This is a genomic window from Cellvibrio sp. KY-GH-1 (assembly GCF_008806975.1).
GTDB lineage: Bacteria > Pseudomonadota > Gammaproteobacteria > Pseudomonadales > Cellvibrionaceae > Cellvibrio.
On record NZ_CP031728.1, the window covers coordinates 1,298,885 to 1,318,977 of the forward strand.

Genomic DNA, 20,093 nt, shown 5'->3' on the forward strand with positions numbered 1-20,093 from the left:
TTTATAGCCAATAATTTGACTGGAGAAACCATATGGCCTTGGTTAAATGCAAAGAATGCGGAACTCAAATAAGTAGCTCAGCAAAATCATGCCCCCACTGCGGCAAAGAGCTTTTGCGTAACAAGGAATTCGGATGCGGGTCAATGATCGTCCTGATCATCTTTATATCAATCATCTATTCCCAATGCACCGAAAAACCAAAAGCACCAGACAAACCAAAAACACCAGAAGAGTTAAGACGCGAAACTGTTGAAAAAGCGTTTAGCCCCTGGGATGGCTCACACCGGCAGCTAGAAGCCTACGTTAAGAAAAATCTCAAAGACCCAGACTCATACGAACACATAGAAACCAGATATAGCGATAAAGGCGACACAGTTACCATCTCCATGAAATACCGAGCCAAGAACAGCTTTGGCGGATATGCAGTCGAAAACATTATTGCCACAGCAAAGCTGGACGGAACATTAATCACAGTTAACAGCACAAAGTAACGCCGCCACAAACAAAATATAAGCAATGCTGTTTACAAATATAAAAGCATTGCTTATATTTATCCCCATCGTATCACCAACCGATGGGGAAACACCATGCAAGACACAACCAAAACCACGCTTTCCACCCTGCTCAGCGCAGAATCCACCCAGGTAAACCCGCTTATTGCCAATAGCACCGATGAAAACATCGACTTTGGCGACGCCGCGCAAACACTCACCCCACCACGCATAGGCACCTACTGGCCCAGCCAAGGCGGCATGTACGCCGGAGTTATCTTCGACCAATTACGCCACTGGCATTTGATCCTTCCCATCACCAGCGATGCACTTATTGAAGACGCTGAATGGAGTCAAATGGGCGTGGAAATACCAGGCGAATTCAGCACCCGCGACGGCCTGCACAACACCAAATTAATTTTGGCTGCCGACCCAACCAACAAAATCGCACTGCACTGCACCTCACTCAATATCGAAGGCCACAACGATTTTTACTGGCCATCGCAATTCGAACAAAACCTCTGCTGCATCAACCTGCAAGGCCACTTCAAAAAAGATTGGCACTGGAGCAGTACCCAGTACTCAGCGGACAACGCGTGGACTCAGGCCTTTGAGTACGGCTTCCAGAACGTCGACGGCAAGAATTGCCGCTACGCGGCGCGAGCAGTCCGCAGAATTTTAATCATTGAGTAATTCAACCATTTAAAAACTGCATTCAAATGCGCGCAGCGCTTTACGTTTTTTCGGAGATAACCATGCAAAACAACCAAGAAAAAGTTAGTGCAGAAAAAAATAATTTAACCCCGCCCCGCATAGGCACCTACTGGCCCGGCCAAGGCGGTATTTATATTGGCCAAATGCTGGATGGCGAAACACAAATCGCACTAATTATGGCGACCAAACCCTTTGAAGGTGAATGGGGCAACTATGGCGAGACCATCCCGGGCGAATTCAGCTTTAGCAATGGTCAACACAACTCCCAATTAATCCTGGCTGCCGAACCAGAAAACCAACTGCTGCTGGATATCACCAAGCACGAAGCAGATGGCCACACCGATTTTTACCTACCTGCAAATTTTGAACAAAACCTCATCTGCGCAAACGCGCAAGCACACGTTGAAAAAGTTTGGCACTGGAGCAGTACCCAGTACTCAGCGATCACCGCGTGGTTTCAGGACTTTGAGTACGGCGGCCAGCTCATCGACAGCAAGGGTTGCCGCTACGCGGCGCGAGCAGTCCGCAGATTAATCATTGAGTAATTCAGCCATTTAACCTAACCAATAGCGCGCAGCGCTTTACGATTCCTTTTAAAGGAAAAGCCATGAACCATAACGCTCTTATTGATGCAGTTAAATCCGCGCTATCTGCACCTGGTGCAGGTGAATCGCTACGCATTAGCCTAACCAATAGCTCAGGAACACTGGATTTGTGCATGGGCAATTACAAATCAGAAAACCCAACGGAAGAAATCTCAAATAAACCACCTCGCATTGGCGATTATTGGAGCGGTCAAGGCGGCTACTACGCAGGAATCATGCGCGACGGAAGCCGCCAATGGCATTTGATCCTCGCCGTAGATGCTGTTGATGTAACCGCGCTTGGCGACCAATGCAAAAAAATTATTCCGTCCGTCGAAATAGAAATTAAAGGCGAATGGGGGAAATCTAATTCGCAAATTCCTGGTGAATTCAGTCGCCGCGATGGGAAAAACAACACCCGATTAATTTTGGCCGCCGACCCCGAAAATAAAATTGCGAGCCACATCAGCAGCCTTTTAATTGGCGGACACAAAGATTACTACTGGCCAAGCGAATGCGAAAACAATTTGTTATTCGCCAACCTACCAGAACACCTGAAACCGGAATGGCACTGGAGCAGTACCCAGTTCTCAGCGAACCGCGCGTGGAATCAGGGCTTTGAGGACGGCCACCAGGACGTCGACAGCAAGGGTTGCCGCTACGCGGCGCGAGCAGTCCGCAGAATATTAATCATTGAGTAATTCAACCATTTAATTTCACCAATAGCGCGCAGCGCTTTACGATTTTGGAGGTGTGTGTGAGCGTTTTAATTCACCCCACAGCAACGAATCCGAACTGCATTGCAGAACTGCAAGAAAACACCGGATTGCGCGCTGTAATTGGAAAAACATTTGGTGTGTTAGTGCAAAAAAATGGCAAAAAGCCACAAATGCGTGACACCAAACCAACTCATTACAAAACATTTGATCACCCACCGTTTGATGGCGGAGGCCGCGCAGCATGAGACCGTTACCGCAACGCACTGAAACCGGCTACACCCTAGGCAATTTAATTGTTGAAGGCCTGCCGCCACGGCAAAGCCAAATTCTATTAATGCGCGCACTCGGCCTTACCGCAAAAGAAATCGCCAGCACTCTGCAATGCAGCGCTGCAAATGTTGAGCAGGCCATCAACATATTATTTTTCAAGCTGAAGGCGAATAGCAGCAGCGAATTGGTAACCAAGGCATTTTTAAGCCAGACATTACGCATGCTGTCATTTGCTCTTTTTTTCGTTGGAATTTTTGGTATTAACCCGCCAGATAGTAACACCAATGTTCGAATTCCACGCACCAGAACAACACAAACCGCTCGCATCCAGCGCGGCGGAAACAATAAAAAACTATGGGGTTAATTATGCAGCCACACGCACACCGGCCGGAATTTCAAAAACGCTTTGACTGCCAAAGCTCTTCAAATACGAATGAAAAGCTTACGCACGAAGAACTTGAAAAGCAGATTAATACTTTCCTGCAACGCGGCGGATCCATTAAAGAAATTAACAGCAGCATTGGCGCGGTAGCGCATGGCGCAGTCATTGTTGGAGAAACCCCAGAATCAATGGGAACGCCACGACCAAGAAAGTCATGCAACAACGATCACGAATTACTTAGCATCACCATGGCAGCAAAGCTTATTAACAAATCAAGGTCGTGGATAACTCGCCGAGTAGCAGACGGAGCAATAACCGTTGCAGTAACCGATAAAAGCTCTGGCGCAAAACTGCTAAAGCGCACTGACGTTTTGGCATTACCACTTTAAAAAGGAATCACGACAATGAAAAAAATTCTAATCGGAATTAGCAGCCCTACAAATGCTGTTGCGCGAAACGCAGCAAGCACTATCACTGAGCACTACAACATTGAGCACATCAACATGCGCCAACCTGTGCTGGATATGCTAGCAGCACTAACCGGCATTCACTCCACCGAATTGGAACATGACACACCCCAAACAATGCTCATTGAAAACCTGGGTACCACCATTGCCGATGCGGAAGCCTCCCTGGCATTTAATCTACGAGCCATGAATAAAACATTTTTTATCAAGCGAGCAGAATCCGCCATTAAACAATCAGCCTGCACCATGCACGCACAAATCTTTAACGGCCACCTGGTATCCGGAATTAAAACCGAAATGGAAGCTGAATGGCTGAGAAGCGCTGGCGGCCTGTTAATCCATCTTTGTCACTACGACAACAAAACCCCAATCCATTTTCTAAATAAACATCCGGATGACCTGAGCATTCCGCTAGGTATCAACACTACCGGTGCAGACATAAAAGCGATTTTGCCAAACCTCACCAACCAAAAACAGGCCGCGTAACCATGATCAACAGAACCTCACCCAATCAAATATTTGCCATGCAGATGCTTGCAATCCGCAAAAGCCTTGCGACCACCGAGCGATTTCTAGCAGAAGACCGCGCGGATCGCGAGCTTGCAAACTTCTCCCGCCAGGTAATCCGCAGCGAACTGGAAACAGCACGCAAAAAAGGCAAACAAGGATGGTGGAACGAAAAGGAGTGCAACACAGAGCACCTTCAAAACCTGCTTGATGCCGCCTACAACCGTGGCGACCTAACCGCCGTTATCACCTACGCATCAATGCTCCACGCGCGCAGCGTAGCTGATAGCACGCACCAGTAAGGATATAACCATGAGCCAGAACCACCTACCCGCGGGTTGTCACGATGCAGAAGCCGCTGCCAAGTTACTTGGCATAAGCAAGCGCGCACTTCTAAAAACCATGCGCGAATTGGGCTGGCTCAATGTAAGCGGCGATGCAATCAACTTGCCGCGTAGAGAATTTGCAAATAACGGATTTTTATGCACACAAGAGCGCGGCTACTGCCTCAAAGGGAAAAAAGAAATCAGTAAAAGTTATCGCGTAATGCTGCTGACGCAAATCGGATTTGCCGCACTAAAAATTGAAATAGAACGCATGAAATCGGCAGCGGCTGAAATTAAAAAGACGCGCCTGGTTGTTGTGGAAAAGTCACCAGAAGCGAACCCGCAATCAAACCAAACCGATGATCATCAAGAACCAGACAGGGAGGCACCGTTTGACCGCGCAGCAAGCGATAAGTCACGCGAGCAAACAATGGCAGAACTGCAACAAACCCTATGGGGCAAAGCAAGTTAGTGGAATGGCAACAGAAAACCAATTGGTTCATGCAAAGCGATGCCGGTTACCGCATCAGTAAAGCAACCAGTAAATGTCCAGGCCAATACGCCGCCTGGTCACCGGGCAGTAAAACAGAGACTCCAGCACTTTCCTATAAAGGAACGCTGGACGAAGCAAAGCAAGTTTGCGAAGAACACTTTCACAACCAACGGAGAAAATCGGAATGAGCGAAATATCTGAATTTTTAGCGGAGCTTGGCGCAGGCACCTTTGAAGAAAAGCTGCAACGCACAATCAATGAAACGGCCTCATTGGTAATGACCAATAACCGCGAAGGCGAAGTGACAATCAAATTTAAAATGAAGCCTATTAGCAGCAGCCAAGCAAAAGTAACGCACAGTATTGACTTTAAAGCACCAACACTTAACGGGCAAAAATCCGAAAAGAACACAACGGATACTGTTATGTATGTTGGCCAGAAAGGCAAGCTCAGTCTCTTCCCCGAGAATCAAACACAGATGTTCGATATGCGCGGAAAAACAGAAGTAAAATCTTAATCACCACCAAACCACAGGAAACCAAAATGGATAAGTCAGCAATAGAGCAAATTCAATTGGGCAAGCAAATTGAAAATGCAAATAACGCTCTTACATCCCAAAAATTAGCAGCCCTACCGAATGATTTTGTAATTCACAATCTCGAGCAGTACGAAGAGATCCGCAATCGCTTTCGCGGACTGATGAGCACAAAATCAGTAACCGCTTTTGCAAACTACGCAAAATCTAAAAACAAAAATGGTACAGCCTGCTTTATTAACGCAGACGAAATGAACGCAACCGCAATTTTTAATTTTGGCGATGAAGAAACACCAGGCCACTGCGACAACAAAGCCATTGTTCAGCTGGAGCAAACCGCGCCTTATATCGCACTCAATAAAATAATAGGATCTCAGCTTTCGCAAAAAAGTGTTGCAGAATTCATTGAAGATTGGCGAGATTTCATTACCTGCTTCGGGCAAGAAAATGAAGACGGCGAGCGCGACGCAATTAAGATATCCAAAGCGCTCCACGCAATCCGCAGCATAACCATTGAAGCCATCGCCAAAAGCCAAAGCGACGATAGAGACTTTGGGGCAAGCAAAAGCACAATGGAAAGTATCGACGTGAAAAGCGAGAACATGCCGCCAGCCATCATCGTATTCACATGCACACCATACAAAGAACTTCCAGCAAGAGCATTTGCGCTGCGCCTCGGCGTATTAACCGACCGCTCACCAATGCTAACACTACGACTAATTAAAGCCGAGACACACAAGGAGGAGATGACCGAAGAATTCAAGTCAGTAATTGAAAAAAATCTGGCTACGCTTGACCCCAAAATTCCAACTTACATCGGAACGTTCAAAGGATAAAAAATCGCTCACTGCACACGCGGTGGGCAGGTTTAAACACTTTTTTAAAGAGTGCTTAAACCTGCCCAACAACCACTAACGGAGAAAACCATGGATATTTCACGCCATCCATTATTAATGCAAAGCCATGAAGTAAGCCTCGCTATTGAATCAATACCTGGCTGCGCAGAACAAACTGTCGCAAGCCAGAAAGCAAACGCATTAACCCAAGCAATCAATGATGCGATCTTCACAATCCCAGCAATCGGCCAACCATGGCCAAAGCAAGGCGGCGTTAACGCAGGCCTCATACGCGGCGAAAACGGCAAGCCAGATTATTACCTGATCATTGCCACAGATGATGCAGGCAAAACTGATCGCATTGAATACGGTGGTTATGAAAGTGAAACCGAAGGCGCTAATTCTGAATTCGATGGCCTCGCAAACACCACAGCCCTGCTCAAATCCGGCACCGATCACCCGGCAGCATCCTGGGCCGCAGGCGTAATCATTGAAGGCCATAACGATTTTTATCTACCGGCCCGCCGGGAACAATCACTGATGTATGCGAACTGCCCGGAATTATTCAATGATGTTTGGCACTGGAGCAGTACCCAGTACTCAGCGGGCAACGCGTGGGTTCAGGACTTTGAGGACGGCTACCAGGACGTCGACAGCAAGGATTGCCGCTACGCGGCGCGAGCAGTCCGCAGATATTACCCATTAACCAATTCAACCATTTAATTAACTCACTGCGCGCGCAGCGCGCTTAGCGAATATTTTTATGGCATTACACAAGGATCTACCAATCTACAAAACGGCGTATGACCTGCTCACCAACGCAATAAAAATCACTGCAAGCTTTCCACGTGACTTTAAGCGTTTGATGGGTGATGAAATTCGGAAGGAGTGCATGGCGATCACACTGCTAATTTTTCGCGCAAATGTGGCCACCAATAAAATTCCGCATATCGATGAACTACTGGAACATTTGCAAATTATAGAGCTAACACTTCGCCTTTCCCGCGATATGCGTTTTATATCGACAAAGCAATACGCCCAGGTTATCGAATACACCGATGCAGTTGGTAAACAAGCACAAGGATGGAAAAAACAGCAAATAGCAGCTGCGCCCGCTGCTGAGCCGTCAGGGCAGCTCAGCCTGTGCGTTTAATATCTGGTCATGCCGCTGGCCAAAAGCCACCGCCAAGCGCACAACGGGAACCATCGCACCATGCGCATAGGCCCGGCGCAGTTTCGCCACTGAGCAATCGGCAGCGCGACGTAGATAGCATGACAAAACCCAGTACTCAGCGAACAACGCGTGGAATCAGAACTTTGAGAACGGCAACCAGAACATCAACAACAAGAATTGCCGCTACGCGGCGCGAGCAGTCCGCAGATGTAACTGCTGCACCCTTTACCCTGGGCGACCTCGCCCAGGCGTATTTCGATTGCCGGAAAGCAAAACGTAACAGCCGCAGCGCCCTGCTGTTTGAGCAAAATTTAGAGCGCAACCTGGTTCAACTACAGCATGAATTACTAAACGGAACCTACAAAATCGGACAAAGCATTTGCTTTGTAATAACGCATCCAAAACCACGCGAAGTGTGGGCCGCTGATTTTCGTGATCGCATTGTCCATCACCTGATGTATAACCACATAGCCACAGCAATCGAAGCACAATTTATTGCTGACAGTTGTGCCTGCATTAAAGGCCGGGGCACATTGTACGGCGCCAACAGGCTGGAAGCCAAAATTCGCAGCGCTACTCAAAACTGGAAGCAAGACTGCTATTACCTCAAATGTGACCTCGCGAACTTTTTTGTCAGCATCGATAAAAATATTCTGGCAGAGCTGATCGCAAAAAAAGTTAGCGATCCGTGGTGGCTAGCGCTCACACTTAAAATATTGCACCACGACCCAAGACAAAATTACCAGCTACGCTGTTCGCCGCACACATTAAATAAAGTGCCTGCGCATAAGCGCCTTTACAGCCAGCCTGCACACAAAGGCCTCGCTATTGGCAATTTAAGCAGCCAGTTTTTTGCCAACATTTATTTAAATGAGCTGGACCAATTCGCCAAGCACGAATTGAAAGCCAGGCATTACATTCGCTATGTTGATGACTTCGTAATACTTCACGAATCCGCGCAATGGCTGAACGATTGCTATAAAAAAATTCAGAAATTTTTACCGGAAAGACTAGCAGCGCAATTAAACACCAGTAAAACCATCTTGCAGCCAGTTTCACGTGGCGTGGATTTTGTTGGCCAAGTCATAAAACCATGGCACCGCACAACCAGAAAGAAAACACTAAATCACGCACTAAACCAGGTAGCGAAAAAGCCGGCCACCGAATTGCGCGAAACTGCCAACAGCTATTTTGGCCTGCTGCGTCAAGCAACCAACAATTTCCAAGCCCGCCGCAAGCTTGCAAAAACCCTGTTTTTAAAGGGAAAAGCCGTTAACCAAAACCTCACAAAAACATATGGAAAATACCTATGTCACCGAAGCCAATTAAACCAATGATCATCAATGCTATTTGCATAGCAGCAATTGTTGCTCAGATTTTGCTTGGCGTTGTGCTAGCCATTTACTGGGGATAAGTAATGACTATTTTTGAAAAATATCGCAGCAGTCCGCAAGCTAATTTATGGCTGGATGAACTAATCGTGGATAATTTCGCTGGCGGCGGCGGCGCAAGCACAGGAATTGAAATGGCACTTGGCCGCCCGGTTGATATTGCAATCAATCACGATCCTGACGCAATCGCAATGCACACGATTAATCACCCACATACAAAGCACTATTGCGAGAGCGTTTGGGATATTGATCCACGCGAAGTAACGAATGGCCAACCGGTAGGGCTTGCGTGGTTTTCTCCCGATTGCAAACACTTTTCTAAAGCGAAGGGCGCAACACCAGTCAATAAAGAAATTCGCGGACTCGCATGGGTTGCAATGCGCTGGGCTGCGACCGTGCACCCCCGCATTATCATGCTTGAAAACGTGGAAGAGTTTAAAACCTGGGGCCCCGTGATTGATGGAAAACCCTGCCCTGCGCGCAAGGGAAAAACTTTTGCGAGCTTTGTTCGTCAATTAGAGCAATTAGGCTATGAAGTAGAATGGCGAAACTTGGTCGCCAGTGACTTTGGCGCCCCGACTATTCGCAAGCGTTTTTTCCTTATCGCTCGCCGCGATGGCCTGCCAATTATTTGGCCAATTCCAACCCACGGCAACCCAGCGCGACTGGATTTTAAAAAATCCGGCTTGAAGAAGTGGAAAACCGCTGCGGATATTATTGACTGGTCAATCCCCTGCCCGTCCATTTTTGGCCGCAAGAAGCCACTCGCGGAAAACACGCTACGCAGAATTGCGCGCGGCATTCAACGTTACGTTATCAATAATCCAAAGCCGTTCATTGTGCGAATTGGCCAGCAAGGATTTGGCGGAGACGGAATGCAGTATGGTACAGACCAGCCATTAACGACGATCACCACCAAGGCAGAACATTGCCTAGTGATGCCACATATCACGAAATATTACGGTGCGAAATCCGAAACAGAGGCGCGCGGCAGTGCATTAGCCGAACCAATTGCAACCCAAACCACTGAGAACCGCTTTGGTCTCGTTTGCGCATTTTTGGCCAAACACTTCGGTGGAAATTACACGGGCCCCGGATCATCAACAGATGAGCCACTGCACACAGTAACTGCCGTTGATCACAATGCACTGGTAACAACAAACCTTATTCACCTGCGCAACAACTGCGACGGCAGAAGCGTAGAAGATCCATTGCCAACCCTCACCGCTGGTGGCGGTCACGTAGGCGAAGTACGCGCATTTTTAATCAAGTACTACGGCAATGAAAAAGAAGGAGTTAGCCTTCGCGAGCCACTCCACACAGTGACCGCACAAGATCGATTTGGACTAGTGACAGTCCGGGGAGAGCAATACCAAATTGTCGATATCGGCATGCGGATGCTGGAGCCGCACGAATTATTTGCCGCGCAAGGATTCCCTAGCGATTACATTATTGATCGCGACGCAACCGGGACTCCAATACCAAAATACAAACAAGTTGCTAGGTGCGGCAACAGCGTGTGTCCAGCACTTTCCGAAGCCCTTGTGCGAGCAAACTTCAACGCACAAGCCAACAGGAAAGCAGCGTGATGAAATTAAAAATGTACGCCGCCTGGCACTCAATGGCAGAAGGAAAAACAACCCCAGCACCAACCAATCCGATCACAACAAATAGCGCAGCCAAACTCAGCAAATGCCAAAAGAAAATATTGGCAAGCGCAATCATAGGAGGACAATTGCAATGGATAGACTCATGGGCAGACGGAATAATCAAGACGGTAAATTTTGAACAGGCAACGCAATTACTTAATCAAAACACCGACATTCTCATTGAGGCAATTTGCGGATGGAGCTTGCACTGGGAAGTTGAATACACCTTCTATTGCAAAACCCAGCTGGGCGAGTATTACGAAAACAGCTACGCATACACAGAAAAAAATACATCGATCAACAAGTTGCAGGACGTTATCAACTTAAACGTGAGGGATCCTGCGCGAGAAAAACAAAACCCATTACACATCTACGACGAAGGCTGGAAAGCCACAATATTGGCTAATTAAGGGCAGCAACATGAACGAAATTGACTATGAGAAATTAGCAGATGCCGTTGCACGAAAACTACAGCTATTGCCACCAGCAGATAAAATAATATGGACAGCTAAGCAATGCGCAGAGTATTTAGGGGTAAGCGAACGGCATTACGTTGATCGACTAAGCAAGTCTCACAACTTCCCGGCACCAATCAAGCTGCCCAGCGACAGCGGCAGAGGGCATGCACGCTGGTACGCCATTGACATCCAGGAATGGGTAGCCACTCACAAACGAGCCAGCTAAGAGAATACCTGCATCTAATATCAATCCAATTGCATCGCTAATTCAGCGGCAGTTTTATTGTAATAGGTCATCAATTGCTTAATATCTTTATGCCCAGTAACACGAGCCAAATCCAATACGTTTGGAAGCTTGCCCGCAAGCCGTGTTGTACCCTCGTGCCTGGAGTCATGAAAAACCAAATCATCTATCCCAGCAAGACCTACCGCCCTGGCAAATAACGTAGTAACAGTTTTGGATGACACGCCCAATATCGCACCCCGCTCAGGCCAAGGCCGCAGACGATTCAATAGCCTGACAGCCTCCCGACTTAAGGGAACAGTCCGCGATGTACCATTTTTGGTATCTGGCAAAAACGCAGTACGAGCCTCCAGATCCACATTATCGGCAACCAGTGAGCATATCTCACCCAGACGCATTGCTGTCTCTATGGCAAACAGGAATGCGACCGCGACCCGCTGTTGCTGCTGCCTAACCTCTGATTGCTCGCTATACCTGAGAACAACCAACAACGCCTCTATCTCTTTATCAAAAATACGCCGATCGCGATGAGGCGGATTCTTTGGCCGCTTCAAATCAGTCATTGGATTATGATCCATTAATCGCCACCGCCGCGCCTGGGTTAGGCAATGACTCATAAGGTTCAACTCTCTATTAACCGAGGAAGCCTGAACAGTCACAAGCCTATCATCAATATACTGGTCAAAATTTTCTCGCCGCAAATCAACCAAGCGAACACCAGCAATCGCAAAACGAGCAAACATCTTTAGACGCACAATCTCCCACTGCGCGCCCTTCTTCTTTTCTGAAACCTCATTGGCATAGCGTATAAAGACATCATTGAACGTTATGGTAGTATTAAAGCCATCCACCAGCTCAGCAAAATCAATTTCCGCCTGTGCAGCCCAGCTCTTAGCCTCAGCCTTTGTATCCTTGGTCTTTGATTTACGAATACCATTAACACATACTTCCGCAACCCACCGATCTCCATTTTTCCTAAAAGTCGCCATAAATACGTAAACCCATTCGTAAAAAATACGTAAGTGATACGTAAGAATATACGATTAAATGAGTTTAAAAGCGAGGAAGGAAAACGACAGAAACACCATGAAACCCTTGCACCGCATGGGTTCGTGGCTATTTGAGATAAATTGAGAGGTGTAACATGGTGCCCGAGGCCGGACTTGAACCGGCACGACCAAAAGATCGACAGATTTTAAATCTGTTGTGTCTACCGATTTCACCACTCGGGCGGAGTGCTTTTACGTCGGTACGTAAAAGATAAAAAATGGAGGCGCGATCCGGAGTCGAACCGGACTAGCTGGATTTGCAATCCAGAGCATAACCGCTTTGCTATCGCGCCTTTTCGAGAGGCCGCAATTCTAGCGGACTCATTTTGAAAATCCTAGTCTTTTATATAACTGAACCAAAGGTTTTTTACGGTTTGATCAAATGCCGCGCAAGTCGATTAAAAGACGTTATTAATCAGGGGCTTTGGGCAACAAATAAGGCCAAGCGGCGCGCAAGTATAGAACCATCGACCAGAGTGTCAGGGCCGCTGCACCCGCAAGCGAGATGAACCCTAGCGGCATCAATAATGGAACATCCATTAGCAACACGATAATGGCAGTCATTTGCAGCGTAGTTTTTATCTTGCCTATGTATGAAACCGCAACACTCGCACGCTGCCCCAACTCCGCCATCCACTCCCGCAACGCCGAAATGATTATCTCACGTCCAACGATAACTGCCGCAGCAACGACAAACCATACCGAATCATGGTGCAATGTCACTAATAGCAACAGCGCAATTGCAACCATCAGTTTGTCCGCCACCGGATCAAGAAAAGCACCAAAGGGCGTGCTTTGATTGTATTTGCGTGCAACGTAACCATCCGCCCAATCAGTAATTGCAGCGACGCTAAAAATCAAGGAAGAGACAAAATGGGCCCAACCGAATGGCAGGTAAAAGACCACAACAAACAATGGGATCAGGAATATCCGCATCAGGGTCAATTGGTTGGCAAGCGTCATAGGCAATTCTCTGGGCCAGATGAACAAATCAGTAAAACGAGCGCGATAATACACCAGCAAGGCGGCTTACACATCCCGCAACTTAAATGTTACGCACTAAAAATATCATTCATTATGGAAAAACGCGTGGATTTCTTCCGCCAATTTCTGGCTGATACCGTTCACGCGCACCAGATCATCCACGCTAGCCTTCTGCACTTCATGCAAGCCGCCAAAATGCCTCAATAATTCCCGCCGGCGCGTAGCGCCTATGCCTGGAATACCCTCCAAGGTTGATGTCTTACGTTTTTTATCGCGTCGCTGCTTGTGACCGGTGATGGCAAAACGATGCGACTCATCCCGAATATGCTGAATTAAATGCAAAGCAGGTGAATCACCCGGCAATACGATTTCTGCCCCGGTTCCGCCATCAAACAAGGTTTCAAAACCTGCTTTGCGTGTGGTGCCTTTGGCAACACCAACCAGCTGCACGCCCTGCACACCCAACTCACCCAACACCTCTATCGCCTTGCCTAGCTGGCCCTTACCACCATCGATTAACAGAATATCAGGTAATTTACCTTCACCGTTCTGTATGCGTGTATAGCGACGTGTTAGCGCTTGCTCCATAGCGGCATAATCATCACCGCCGGTAATTCCTTCAATGTTGAACCGACGATAATCGGATTTGAGCGGCCCATTAGTATCAAACACTACGCAGCTTGCAACGGTTAACTCGCCGCTGCTGTGACTGATATCAAAACATTCCAAGCGCTGCGGCGTTTCATCCAGCCCCAGCGCCTCTTGCAAGGCAACAAACCTATCCAGGGAATTTTTCTTGCTGTTTACGTGGGCGATGAGATTTTGCAGTGCCGCCGTTGCCGCCATCTGCAACCATTTGGCGCGATGACTGCGTACCTGATGGTTAATAAATACTTGGCGCCCGACGGCTTGCTGCAAGGCTTCATTGATTAATTCCACCTCATCGAGCGATTGACTTACGATAATTTCGCGCGGAATTTCACGCCCACTACTTGCCAGATAAAATTGCGGAATAAACTCAGCGAGAATTTCCGCCGGGGTTTCAGCCAGAGTTGATGATGGATAAAAACTGCGACTACCAAGAATTCGCCCCTGACGAATAAATAAAACATGTACACAAATTGCCGCTGCACGCATTTCTGCTGCAATCACATCAATATCACCATTTCCCTCTTCAATCACCTGCTGTGACTGTACGGTCCGCAACGCTGTAATTTGGTCGCGATAAGCAGCCGCCTTCTCAAACTGCAATTGTTGTGCGGCAGAATCCATTTGATCCGCAAGCTCGCTGAGTAATTTATCGCTATTACCCGTTAGAAACAGCTGGGTATGATGCAAATCGGTTTTGTAATCGTCGGGTGAAATAAATTCCACACAGGGCGCGGAACAGCGCTTGATTTGATACTGCAAGCATGGACGGGTGCGATTATTAAATACACTGTCTTCGCACTGACGCACACGAAAAGTTTTTTGCAGAAAATTCAAACTCTCTTTTACCGCCCCCACGTTGGGAAATGGCCCGAAGTAATCGCCACGTTTTTTCTTTGCTCCACGATGAAATGAAATACGCGGGTAATCTTCACCGCTGGAAATAAAAATATAGGGATAGGATTTATCGTCACGCAGCAAAATATTGTAGGGCGGACGATTGGATTTGATTAGGTTCTGTTCGAGGATTAAGGCTTCTGTCTCGCTTGCGGTGACGGTGACCTCTACCCGCGCGATCCGTGCAACCAACGCCTGGGTTTTGGGTGTTAAACCGGTTTTACGAAAATAGCTGGAAAGGCGCGCTTTTAAATTTTTAGCTTTACCCACGTACAAAATTGCACCATCACTACCAAACATTTGGTAGATACCTGGTTGCTGGGTGGTATTGGCGAGGAAACGAGAAGAATCAAAAAACTCAGCGCTGTCTTGCGTCATTGAAACAGGTCTGCAGAAAGAAAAAGCAGTCGTTTATACAACTGCTTCCGGATCGAGAAGATTGTGTTTTACTGCCAGTAAGGTCAGCTCCACATCACTATTGATATCGAGCTTTTCAAAAATACGATAGCGGTAAGAGTTAACTGTTTTAGGGCTAACACAAAAGGTGTTGGCAATATCATTCACCTTTTGACCATTGGCAATCAGCATGGCCGTTTGCAATTCACGCTGGGACAGCTTTTCAAACGGCGACTCCTGATTGTTTCCGCCAGAGAATGTCTTGAGCGCAAGCTGCTGGGCAATGCTATTGCTCATGTAGAGATCTCCGCGCGTTACTTTATTGATCGCATCGGTGATTTCAGTAAATTCAGCGCCCTTGGTGACGTAGCCAACCGCACCCGCTTGCATCAAACGAGTGGGATAAATGTCGTCGTCACACGCAGTGACCGCAATAATTTTAATTACCGGATTCACGGTCAATAGCTTTTTGGTGGCTTCAAGGCCGCCCATCCCCGGCATTTTAACATCCATCAGGACTACATCAGGCTTTAGAATACGCGCCTTTGTGACCGCCTCTTCACCGCTCTTGGCGTCCCCAACCACTTGATAGCCGTCTATGTCGGCTAGCATACGCACTATCCCCATGCGAACTAGATCGTGATCATCGACTACGAGAATCTTTGTCAAACTAGCCCCCAAACCCGAAACCGGATACATGACACTGTTGTTATTGATGCCCAACCATTCGCTGGCACATTTTTAGAGATTGTAGTGAGTGTCTGGACAAACTACCACTCTTAAATGCCCCTTTTAAGCTTGGTTAAATGCCAATAATCAGGAAGATGAACGTTTTTTATTACTTTATACAGATCGCATCCTTCAGGAATTTCGGTTATGCACCAAAATGATGAACGAAGGGAGTTTTCCGTTGCCCACAGCTTTCTGTGGCGCAGGCTTTAGGGATAGACCCTGGGCTCCATTTCCAACTCAACACCAAACTTTTCCCAAACACTGGCAACCACACTATCGGCCAACTCTAGGATAAATTTACCCTCAAGTTTCCCCGGATTTGTCAGTACCAGTGCTTGGTCCTGATGCACTTTCACGCCTTGCACGTCCCGCCCCCTCCAGCCGGCCTGATCAATCAACCAACCGGCAGCCAGTTTTACGTGGCTGGTATCAACCGGATAAGACACCAGCGCAGGAAAGACTGACTGTAGCTTTTCAAATTGAGCAACGGGAATGATGGGGTTCTTAAAGAAACTACCTACATTGGGAATCTGTGCCGGATCAGGCAATTTTGACTGGCGAATGGCAACAACGGCCGCACTCACCTGCTCCGGAGTAACCTCTTCTACTGGCACGCCCGCCATAGCAGCCCGCAGTGCTGGATACTCCAGATTCAAGCGAGGCATTTTGCGCAATTTGAAGGTTACTGAAGTGATGATGTACTGATCTTTCAGCGCTTGTTTGAAAATACTATCTCGATAACCAAACTGACAACTCTCGTTCGTAAAGGTCACCATCAATCCGGATTGAATATTCAACGCATTCAACTCGGAAAATACATCTTTCAACTCAACCCCGTAAGCACCAATATTTTGGATAGGCGCAGCCCCAACGCTCCCCGGAATGAGCGACAGATTTTCCAATCCATAAAAACCGTTATCCAGCGTGTGCTCTACCAACCCATGCCAGTTCTCACCCGCCGCCACCTTTAACCAGACAAATTCATCATTCTCTTCAACCAGATCCATTCCGCGCATTTTCATGTGCAGAACCAAACCGGGAAAATCGTCACGCAAGACAATGTTGCTACCACCACCTAAAACCAACAGTGGCAACTTTTCAGTTTTTGAAAATGCAATCGCTTCACGCAGATCTTCGTCACTTTGTACACTGACAAAGAAATTTGCCATCGCTGGTACAGCGAGGGTATTAAATTTCTGGATATTAAAATGCGGCAAAAAAAGTGGCACGGCAAAACCTGCAGAATTTAAAAAGTGAATTGAACGACCATTAATAGAGGCGTTGCCGGATATGAGCCAACAAACCTTCAGCGGCCTCTTCTACCAAATCCAATACCAATTCAAACTCATCGCTACCACCATAATACGGATCGGGAACTTCACGATGACTTTTATTTGAACCATAATCCAAAAACAAACCCAGATGGCCAGAATAGTGCGCCGGCTTTAGTCGCTGCAAATCGCGCAAGTTGGCATTATCCATTGCCAGCACATAATCAAATTCATCAAAATCAGCGCCACTTACCTGGCGCGCGCGCAAAACAGACAAATCATAGCCGCGTTTTTTTGCCGCCGCGACCGTACGGGAATCAGGAGCTTTACCGATATGCCAATCCCCGGTACCAGCGGAATCCACGATAATTTTTTGATCCAATTTTTCACGTTTAACCAGCTCGCGAAAAATGCCATCCGCCGTTGGCGAGCGACAAATATTACCCAAGCAGACAAATAACACCTTAGTCATAGTTAATTTTCCAACAAGGCTTTTACACGCAACAAATCTGCTTCGGTATCTACACCGCCGGGAACCTGCGCACAGGCTTCGTCGATATGAATAGCCTCACCATTCGCCAGAACACGCAATTGCTCCAAGGATTCAATTTTTTCCAGCGCCGCTTGCGGCCAAGTAATAAACCGATTCAACAATGCCACTCGGTAGGCATAGATACCAATATGGCGTTGCGCCGGAAACTCTGCAGGCAAAGTGTTTACCTCTGTCTGCGCAAAATGATCGCGCGGCCAAGGGATGGGCGCGCGACTGAAATACAGCGCTCTACCCTGATGATCCGCAACGGCTTTTACGATGTTGGGATTGCGAAAATCTTCAAGCGTATGAATTGGCTCGCTCAAGGTAGCCACACTGGCAAAGGTGTTTTCCGCAAGGTTTTTCGCGACCTGATTAATAACGGCAGGAGGGATTAAGGGCTCGTCGCCTTGCACGTTAACAATAATGTCGTCAGGCTTTAAGCCGAGCTTCGCTGCGACTTCCTGTAAACGATCTGTACCGGAATTATGCGCAACCGAAGTCATACAGACAGGCGCACCAAGCGCTTTCACCACCGCCTCAATCCGCGCATCATCAGTTGCAATAATAACTTTTACCGCATCGCTCTCGCAGGCACGCTCATACACGTGTTGAATCATGGGTTTGCCTGCAATCTCTTTGAGTGGTTTCGCTGGTAAGCGCGTAGAGGCAAAGCGCGCTGGAATCACAACATAGAAGCTCATATTTTTGACCCAATCTGAAGATGCAAAAAAATTATTTCAGGGGAAAGCGGGATTGTTTACGCACAATCACTCGCTCCAGCTTTTGCGCCAATGCCGACCAAAATGATTCAGGCAACTCGGCGCTTACCGGCAAATAAAACCAGTGGTCCCGCGCGAATGCCCGGCATTTAACCGCATCTTTTTCGGTCATTACCACAGGTAACTCATTGGAAAATTTAAAATCATCCACCACAAAATGATGATGATCAGAAAACGCATGCAAATGAGGCTGAAATCCCAATTGTTCCAGGGTATTCACAAAACGCTGGGGATTGCCAATACCGGCAACCGCCGTTATTTGATTTGGCAAATCGGTACGCGCAATTTTTTTGCCTGAATTCAACTGAATCAATTCGCCCGGCTGGATCTGCATAGGGATAAAAAATAGGGTTTCGCCTTTCACTGCCGGCAGCGCAAAATTGTTCGAGGGGGAATTCACTACAACCCAATCGACTTTTTTCAAACGCGCCGCAGATTCGCGCAAAGGTCCAACAGGTAAACGCCAACCATTACCCAAACCGCGCTGACCATCCACCACTGCAATTTCGATATCGCGGCCCAAACGATAATGCTGCAAACCATCGTCGCTTAACAAAATATCGCAGCCTTGATCCTCCAACATTTTGCCATTGGCAATACGATCCGCACCCACAACAACCGCGGCATTAGTTTGCTGGAAAATCGCCAGCGGCTCATCACCCGCTTCGTTGGCAGTGCTGGCCGATGTTAATAAATAAGGATAAGAAGGTGCTTCACCACCGTAACCACGGCTCATCACCCCCGGGTGATAGCCCTGCGCCTGCAGTCTTTTCACCAGGGCAATAATCAAAGGCGTTTTTCCAGTTCCACCGACCGAGATATTCCCCACTACAATCACCGGAGTAGGCAGGTCTTTTTTCTGGTAGCGTAATATCAACAAGCGGCGAAATCCCGCCAGCGCTATAAACAACCACATCACTGGCAACAACCAAAACGTCCAGCGCGCAGCACCATACCAAGCGGCGAGCCATGGGCTTTGAGGATTAGATGAAGCTTGGGATGATCGAGAACTCAATGGGCGGCCTGTAAAACAAAAAGGACTTTTACAACCAGCTGCAGTGGCAGCCAGCTAAAAAGTTCGCTGAATCAAATAAAATCTGTCGATTGCTTCCAGACGATGATTGTAGCCGAGTCGCTAGTCTTTTTCAGGCTCGGGTTGACGGGTAGTAATGCTTAGATGCGCAAAGCCGAGTTGCCCGGCGGCATCCATCGCCTGAACCACGGCCTGGTGAGGTGTTTTGGCATCCGCCGTAATCACCAGAGGCACCTTGTTGTTACCTTCAGAAAGCTTGGTAATCGCCGTTTTTAAGGTTTCCACCTTGCTATTAACCAAGACTTGATCATTGACCGCATAACTACCGTCGGCGGCAATCATAATTTCGATTTGTTTGGGTAATTCACTGCTCTGCTCCCCCACCGCTTCTGGCAAATCCACGCTCAGCTGGGTGCGCTTGGTAAAGGTTGTAGAAACCATAAAAAAAATCAGCAGGAGAAACACCACATCGATCAGTGGGGTCAGGTTGATACCTTCATCTTCAGTGCGTTGGCGACGGAATTTCACA

General features: G+C 47.6%; 27 protein-coding genes and 2 tRNA genes. 18 read left to right on the forward strand and 11 right to left on the reverse strand.

The genetic code is table 11. The annotated features are described in order from the left end of the window. Positions 1-32 precede the first annotated feature (32 nt). From D0C16_RS05510 to D0C16_RS05595, 18 genes are all read left to right on the forward strand, one after another. Complete coding sequence (locus D0C16_RS05510) at positions 33-491, forward strand: zinc ribbon domain-containing protein (protein WP_151031384.1); 459 nt, start codon at positions 33-35, stop codon at positions 489-491. 96 nt (positions 492-587) lie between these two features. Further along, positions 588-1,184 (forward strand): DUF1566 domain-containing protein, encoded by a 597-nt coding sequence (locus D0C16_RS05515; RefSeq protein WP_151031385.1) that lies wholly within the window; start codon positions 588-590, stop codon positions 1,182-1,184. A gap of 62 nt (positions 1,185-1,246) precedes the next feature. Further along, on the forward strand, positions 1,247-1,750 hold the full coding sequence (locus D0C16_RS05520; protein WP_151031386.1) for a DUF1566 domain-containing protein: 504 nt from the start codon (positions 1,247-1,249) through the stop codon (positions 1,748-1,750). Between the two features lie 62 nt (positions 1,751-1,812). Then, the gene (locus tag D0C16_RS05525) at positions 1,813-2,490 is read left to right on the forward strand and encodes a DUF1566 domain-containing protein (RefSeq protein WP_151031387.1); all 678 of its coding nucleotides are present in this window, start codon (positions 1,813-1,815) and stop codon (positions 2,488-2,490) included. 56 nt (positions 2,491-2,546) lie between these two features. Further along, the gene (locus tag D0C16_RS05530) at positions 2,547-2,753 is read left to right on the forward strand and encodes a hypothetical protein (protein ID WP_151031388.1); all 207 of its coding nucleotides are present in this window, start codon (positions 2,547-2,549) and stop codon (positions 2,751-2,753) included. Further along, positions 2,750-3,142 carry a sigma factor-like helix-turn-helix DNA-binding protein gene (locus D0C16_RS05535; RefSeq protein WP_151031389.1) on the forward strand — a complete coding sequence of 131 codons (393 nt, stop codon included), beginning with the start codon at positions 2,750-2,752 and terminating at the stop codon, positions 3,140-3,142. Before D0C16_RS05530 ends, D0C16_RS05535 begins: the two co-directional genes overlap by 4 nt. A 2-nt stretch (positions 3,143-3,144) precedes the next feature. After that, entirely contained in the window at positions 3,145-3,549 is a 405-nt protein-coding gene (locus tag D0C16_RS05540; RefSeq protein WP_151031390.1) for a hypothetical protein, read from the forward strand. A gap of 15 nt (positions 3,550-3,564) precedes the next feature. After that, complete coding sequence (locus D0C16_RS05545; protein ID WP_151031391.1) at positions 3,565-4,113, forward strand: hypothetical protein; 549 nt, start codon at positions 3,565-3,567, stop codon at positions 4,111-4,113. A 2-nt stretch (positions 4,114-4,115) separates the two neighbouring features. Further along, complete coding sequence (locus tag D0C16_RS05550) at positions 4,116-4,436, forward strand: hypothetical protein (RefSeq protein WP_151031392.1); 321 nt, start codon at positions 4,116-4,118, stop codon at positions 4,434-4,436. Between the two features lie 10 nt (positions 4,437-4,446). Next, on the forward strand, positions 4,447-4,932 hold the full coding sequence (locus D0C16_RS05555; RefSeq protein WP_151031393.1) for a phage antirepressor KilAC domain-containing protein: 486 nt from the start codon (positions 4,447-4,449) through the stop codon (positions 4,930-4,932). Positions 4,933-5,137: 205 nt separating this feature from the next. Further along, positions 5,138-5,470, forward strand: coding sequence for a hypothetical protein (locus D0C16_RS05560; RefSeq protein ID WP_151031394.1), 333 nt, complete (start codon positions 5,138-5,140; stop codon positions 5,468-5,470). 26 nt (positions 5,471-5,496) lie between these two features. Continuing rightward, positions 5,497-6,324, forward strand: coding sequence for a DUF2303 family protein (locus tag D0C16_RS05565; protein ID WP_151031395.1), 828 nt, complete (start codon positions 5,497-5,499; stop codon positions 6,322-6,324). A 90-nt stretch (positions 6,325-6,414) separates the two neighbouring features. Continuing rightward, positions 6,415-7,047: a DUF1566 domain-containing protein gene (locus D0C16_RS05570; protein WP_225318918.1), complete on the forward strand. Its 633-nt coding sequence runs from the start codon at positions 6,415-6,417 to the stop codon at positions 7,045-7,047. 40 nt (positions 7,048-7,087) lie between these two features. Next, a complete protein-coding gene (locus D0C16_RS05575) occupies positions 7,088-7,477 on the forward strand; it encodes a four helix bundle protein (RefSeq protein WP_151031396.1) in 390 nt (129 codons plus the stop codon). 164 nt (positions 7,478-7,641) lie between these two features. Further along, complete coding sequence (locus tag D0C16_RS05580; RefSeq protein ID WP_225318919.1) at positions 7,642-8,835, forward strand: RNA-directed DNA polymerase; 1,194 nt, start codon at positions 7,642-7,644, stop codon at positions 8,833-8,835. Positions 8,836-8,915: 80 nt separating this feature from the next. Continuing rightward, positions 8,916-10,478 carry a DNA cytosine methyltransferase gene (locus D0C16_RS05585; RefSeq protein WP_191968653.1) on the forward strand — a complete coding sequence of 521 codons (1,563 nt, stop codon included), beginning with the start codon at positions 8,916-8,918 and terminating at the stop codon, positions 10,476-10,478. Next, on the forward strand, positions 10,475-10,948 hold the full coding sequence (locus D0C16_RS05590) for a hypothetical protein (RefSeq protein WP_151031398.1): 474 nt from the start codon (positions 10,475-10,477) through the stop codon (positions 10,946-10,948). The genes D0C16_RS05585 and D0C16_RS05590 overlap by 4 nt, the downstream gene beginning before the upstream one ends. A gap of 10 nt (positions 10,949-10,958) precedes the next feature. Then, positions 10,959-11,222: an AlpA family transcriptional regulator gene (locus D0C16_RS05595; RefSeq protein WP_151031399.1), complete on the forward strand. Its 264-nt coding sequence runs from the start codon at positions 10,959-10,961 to the stop codon at positions 11,220-11,222. A gap of 20 nt (positions 11,223-11,242) precedes the next feature. On the opposite strand, the gene D0C16_RS05600 is transcribed toward D0C16_RS05595, so the two are convergent. The 11 genes from D0C16_RS05600 to D0C16_RS05650 form a co-directional block, all read right to left on the reverse strand. Further along, positions 11,243-12,229: a site-specific integrase gene (locus tag D0C16_RS05600; protein WP_151031400.1), complete on the reverse strand. Its 987-nt coding sequence runs from the start codon at positions 12,227-12,229 to the stop codon at positions 11,243-11,245. Positions 12,230-12,385: 156 nt separating this feature from the next. Next, positions 12,386-12,472 (reverse strand) — tRNA-Leu (locus D0C16_RS05605). A gap of 36 nt (positions 12,473-12,508) precedes the next feature. Next, positions 12,509-12,582, reverse strand: a tRNA-Cys gene (locus D0C16_RS05610). Between the two features lie 118 nt (positions 12,583-12,700). Continuing rightward, the gene (pgsA, locus tag D0C16_RS05615) at positions 12,701-13,252 is read right to left on the reverse strand and encodes a CDP-diacylglycerol--glycerol-3-phosphate 3-phosphatidyltransferase (protein ID WP_151031401.1); all 552 of its coding nucleotides are present in this window, start codon (positions 13,250-13,252) and stop codon (positions 12,701-12,703) included. A gap of 105 nt (positions 13,253-13,357) precedes the next feature. Beyond that, the gene (uvrC, locus tag D0C16_RS05620; protein WP_151031402.1) at positions 13,358-15,196 is read right to left on the reverse strand and encodes an excinuclease ABC subunit UvrC; all 1,839 of its coding nucleotides are present in this window, start codon (positions 15,194-15,196) and stop codon (positions 13,358-13,360) included. Between the two features lie 33 nt (positions 15,197-15,229). Beyond that, positions 15,230-15,883, reverse strand: coding sequence for a response regulator (locus D0C16_RS05625; protein WP_151031403.1), 654 nt, complete (start codon positions 15,881-15,883; stop codon positions 15,230-15,232). 269 nt (positions 15,884-16,152) lie between these two features. Then, positions 16,153-17,175 carry a UDP-N-acetylmuramate dehydrogenase gene (murB, locus tag D0C16_RS05630; RefSeq protein WP_151031404.1) on the reverse strand — a complete coding sequence of 341 codons (1,023 nt, stop codon included), beginning with the start codon at positions 17,173-17,175 and terminating at the stop codon, positions 16,153-16,155. A 40-nt stretch (positions 17,176-17,215) separates the two neighbouring features. After that, positions 17,216-17,689 (reverse strand): low molecular weight protein-tyrosine-phosphatase, encoded by a 474-nt coding sequence (locus D0C16_RS05635; RefSeq protein ID WP_151031405.1) that lies wholly within the window; start codon positions 17,687-17,689, stop codon positions 17,216-17,218. 2 nt (positions 17,690-17,691) lie between these two features. Further along, positions 17,692-18,453, reverse strand: a complete 762-nt coding sequence (gene kdsB / locus D0C16_RS05640; RefSeq protein WP_151031406.1) for a 3-deoxy-manno-octulosonate cytidylyltransferase — start codon at positions 18,451-18,453, stop codon at positions 17,692-17,694. Between the two features lie 31 nt (positions 18,454-18,484). Further along, positions 18,485-19,546 (reverse strand): tetraacyldisaccharide 4'-kinase, encoded by a 1,062-nt coding sequence (lpxK, locus tag D0C16_RS05645; protein WP_225318920.1) that lies wholly within the window; start codon positions 19,544-19,546, stop codon positions 18,485-18,487. Between the two features lie 120 nt (positions 19,547-19,666). Continuing rightward, positions 19,667-20,092, reverse strand: coding sequence for a biopolymer transporter ExbD (locus D0C16_RS05650; RefSeq protein ID WP_151031408.1), 426 nt, complete (start codon positions 20,090-20,092; stop codon positions 19,667-19,669). Position 20,093 lies beyond the last annotated feature (1 nt).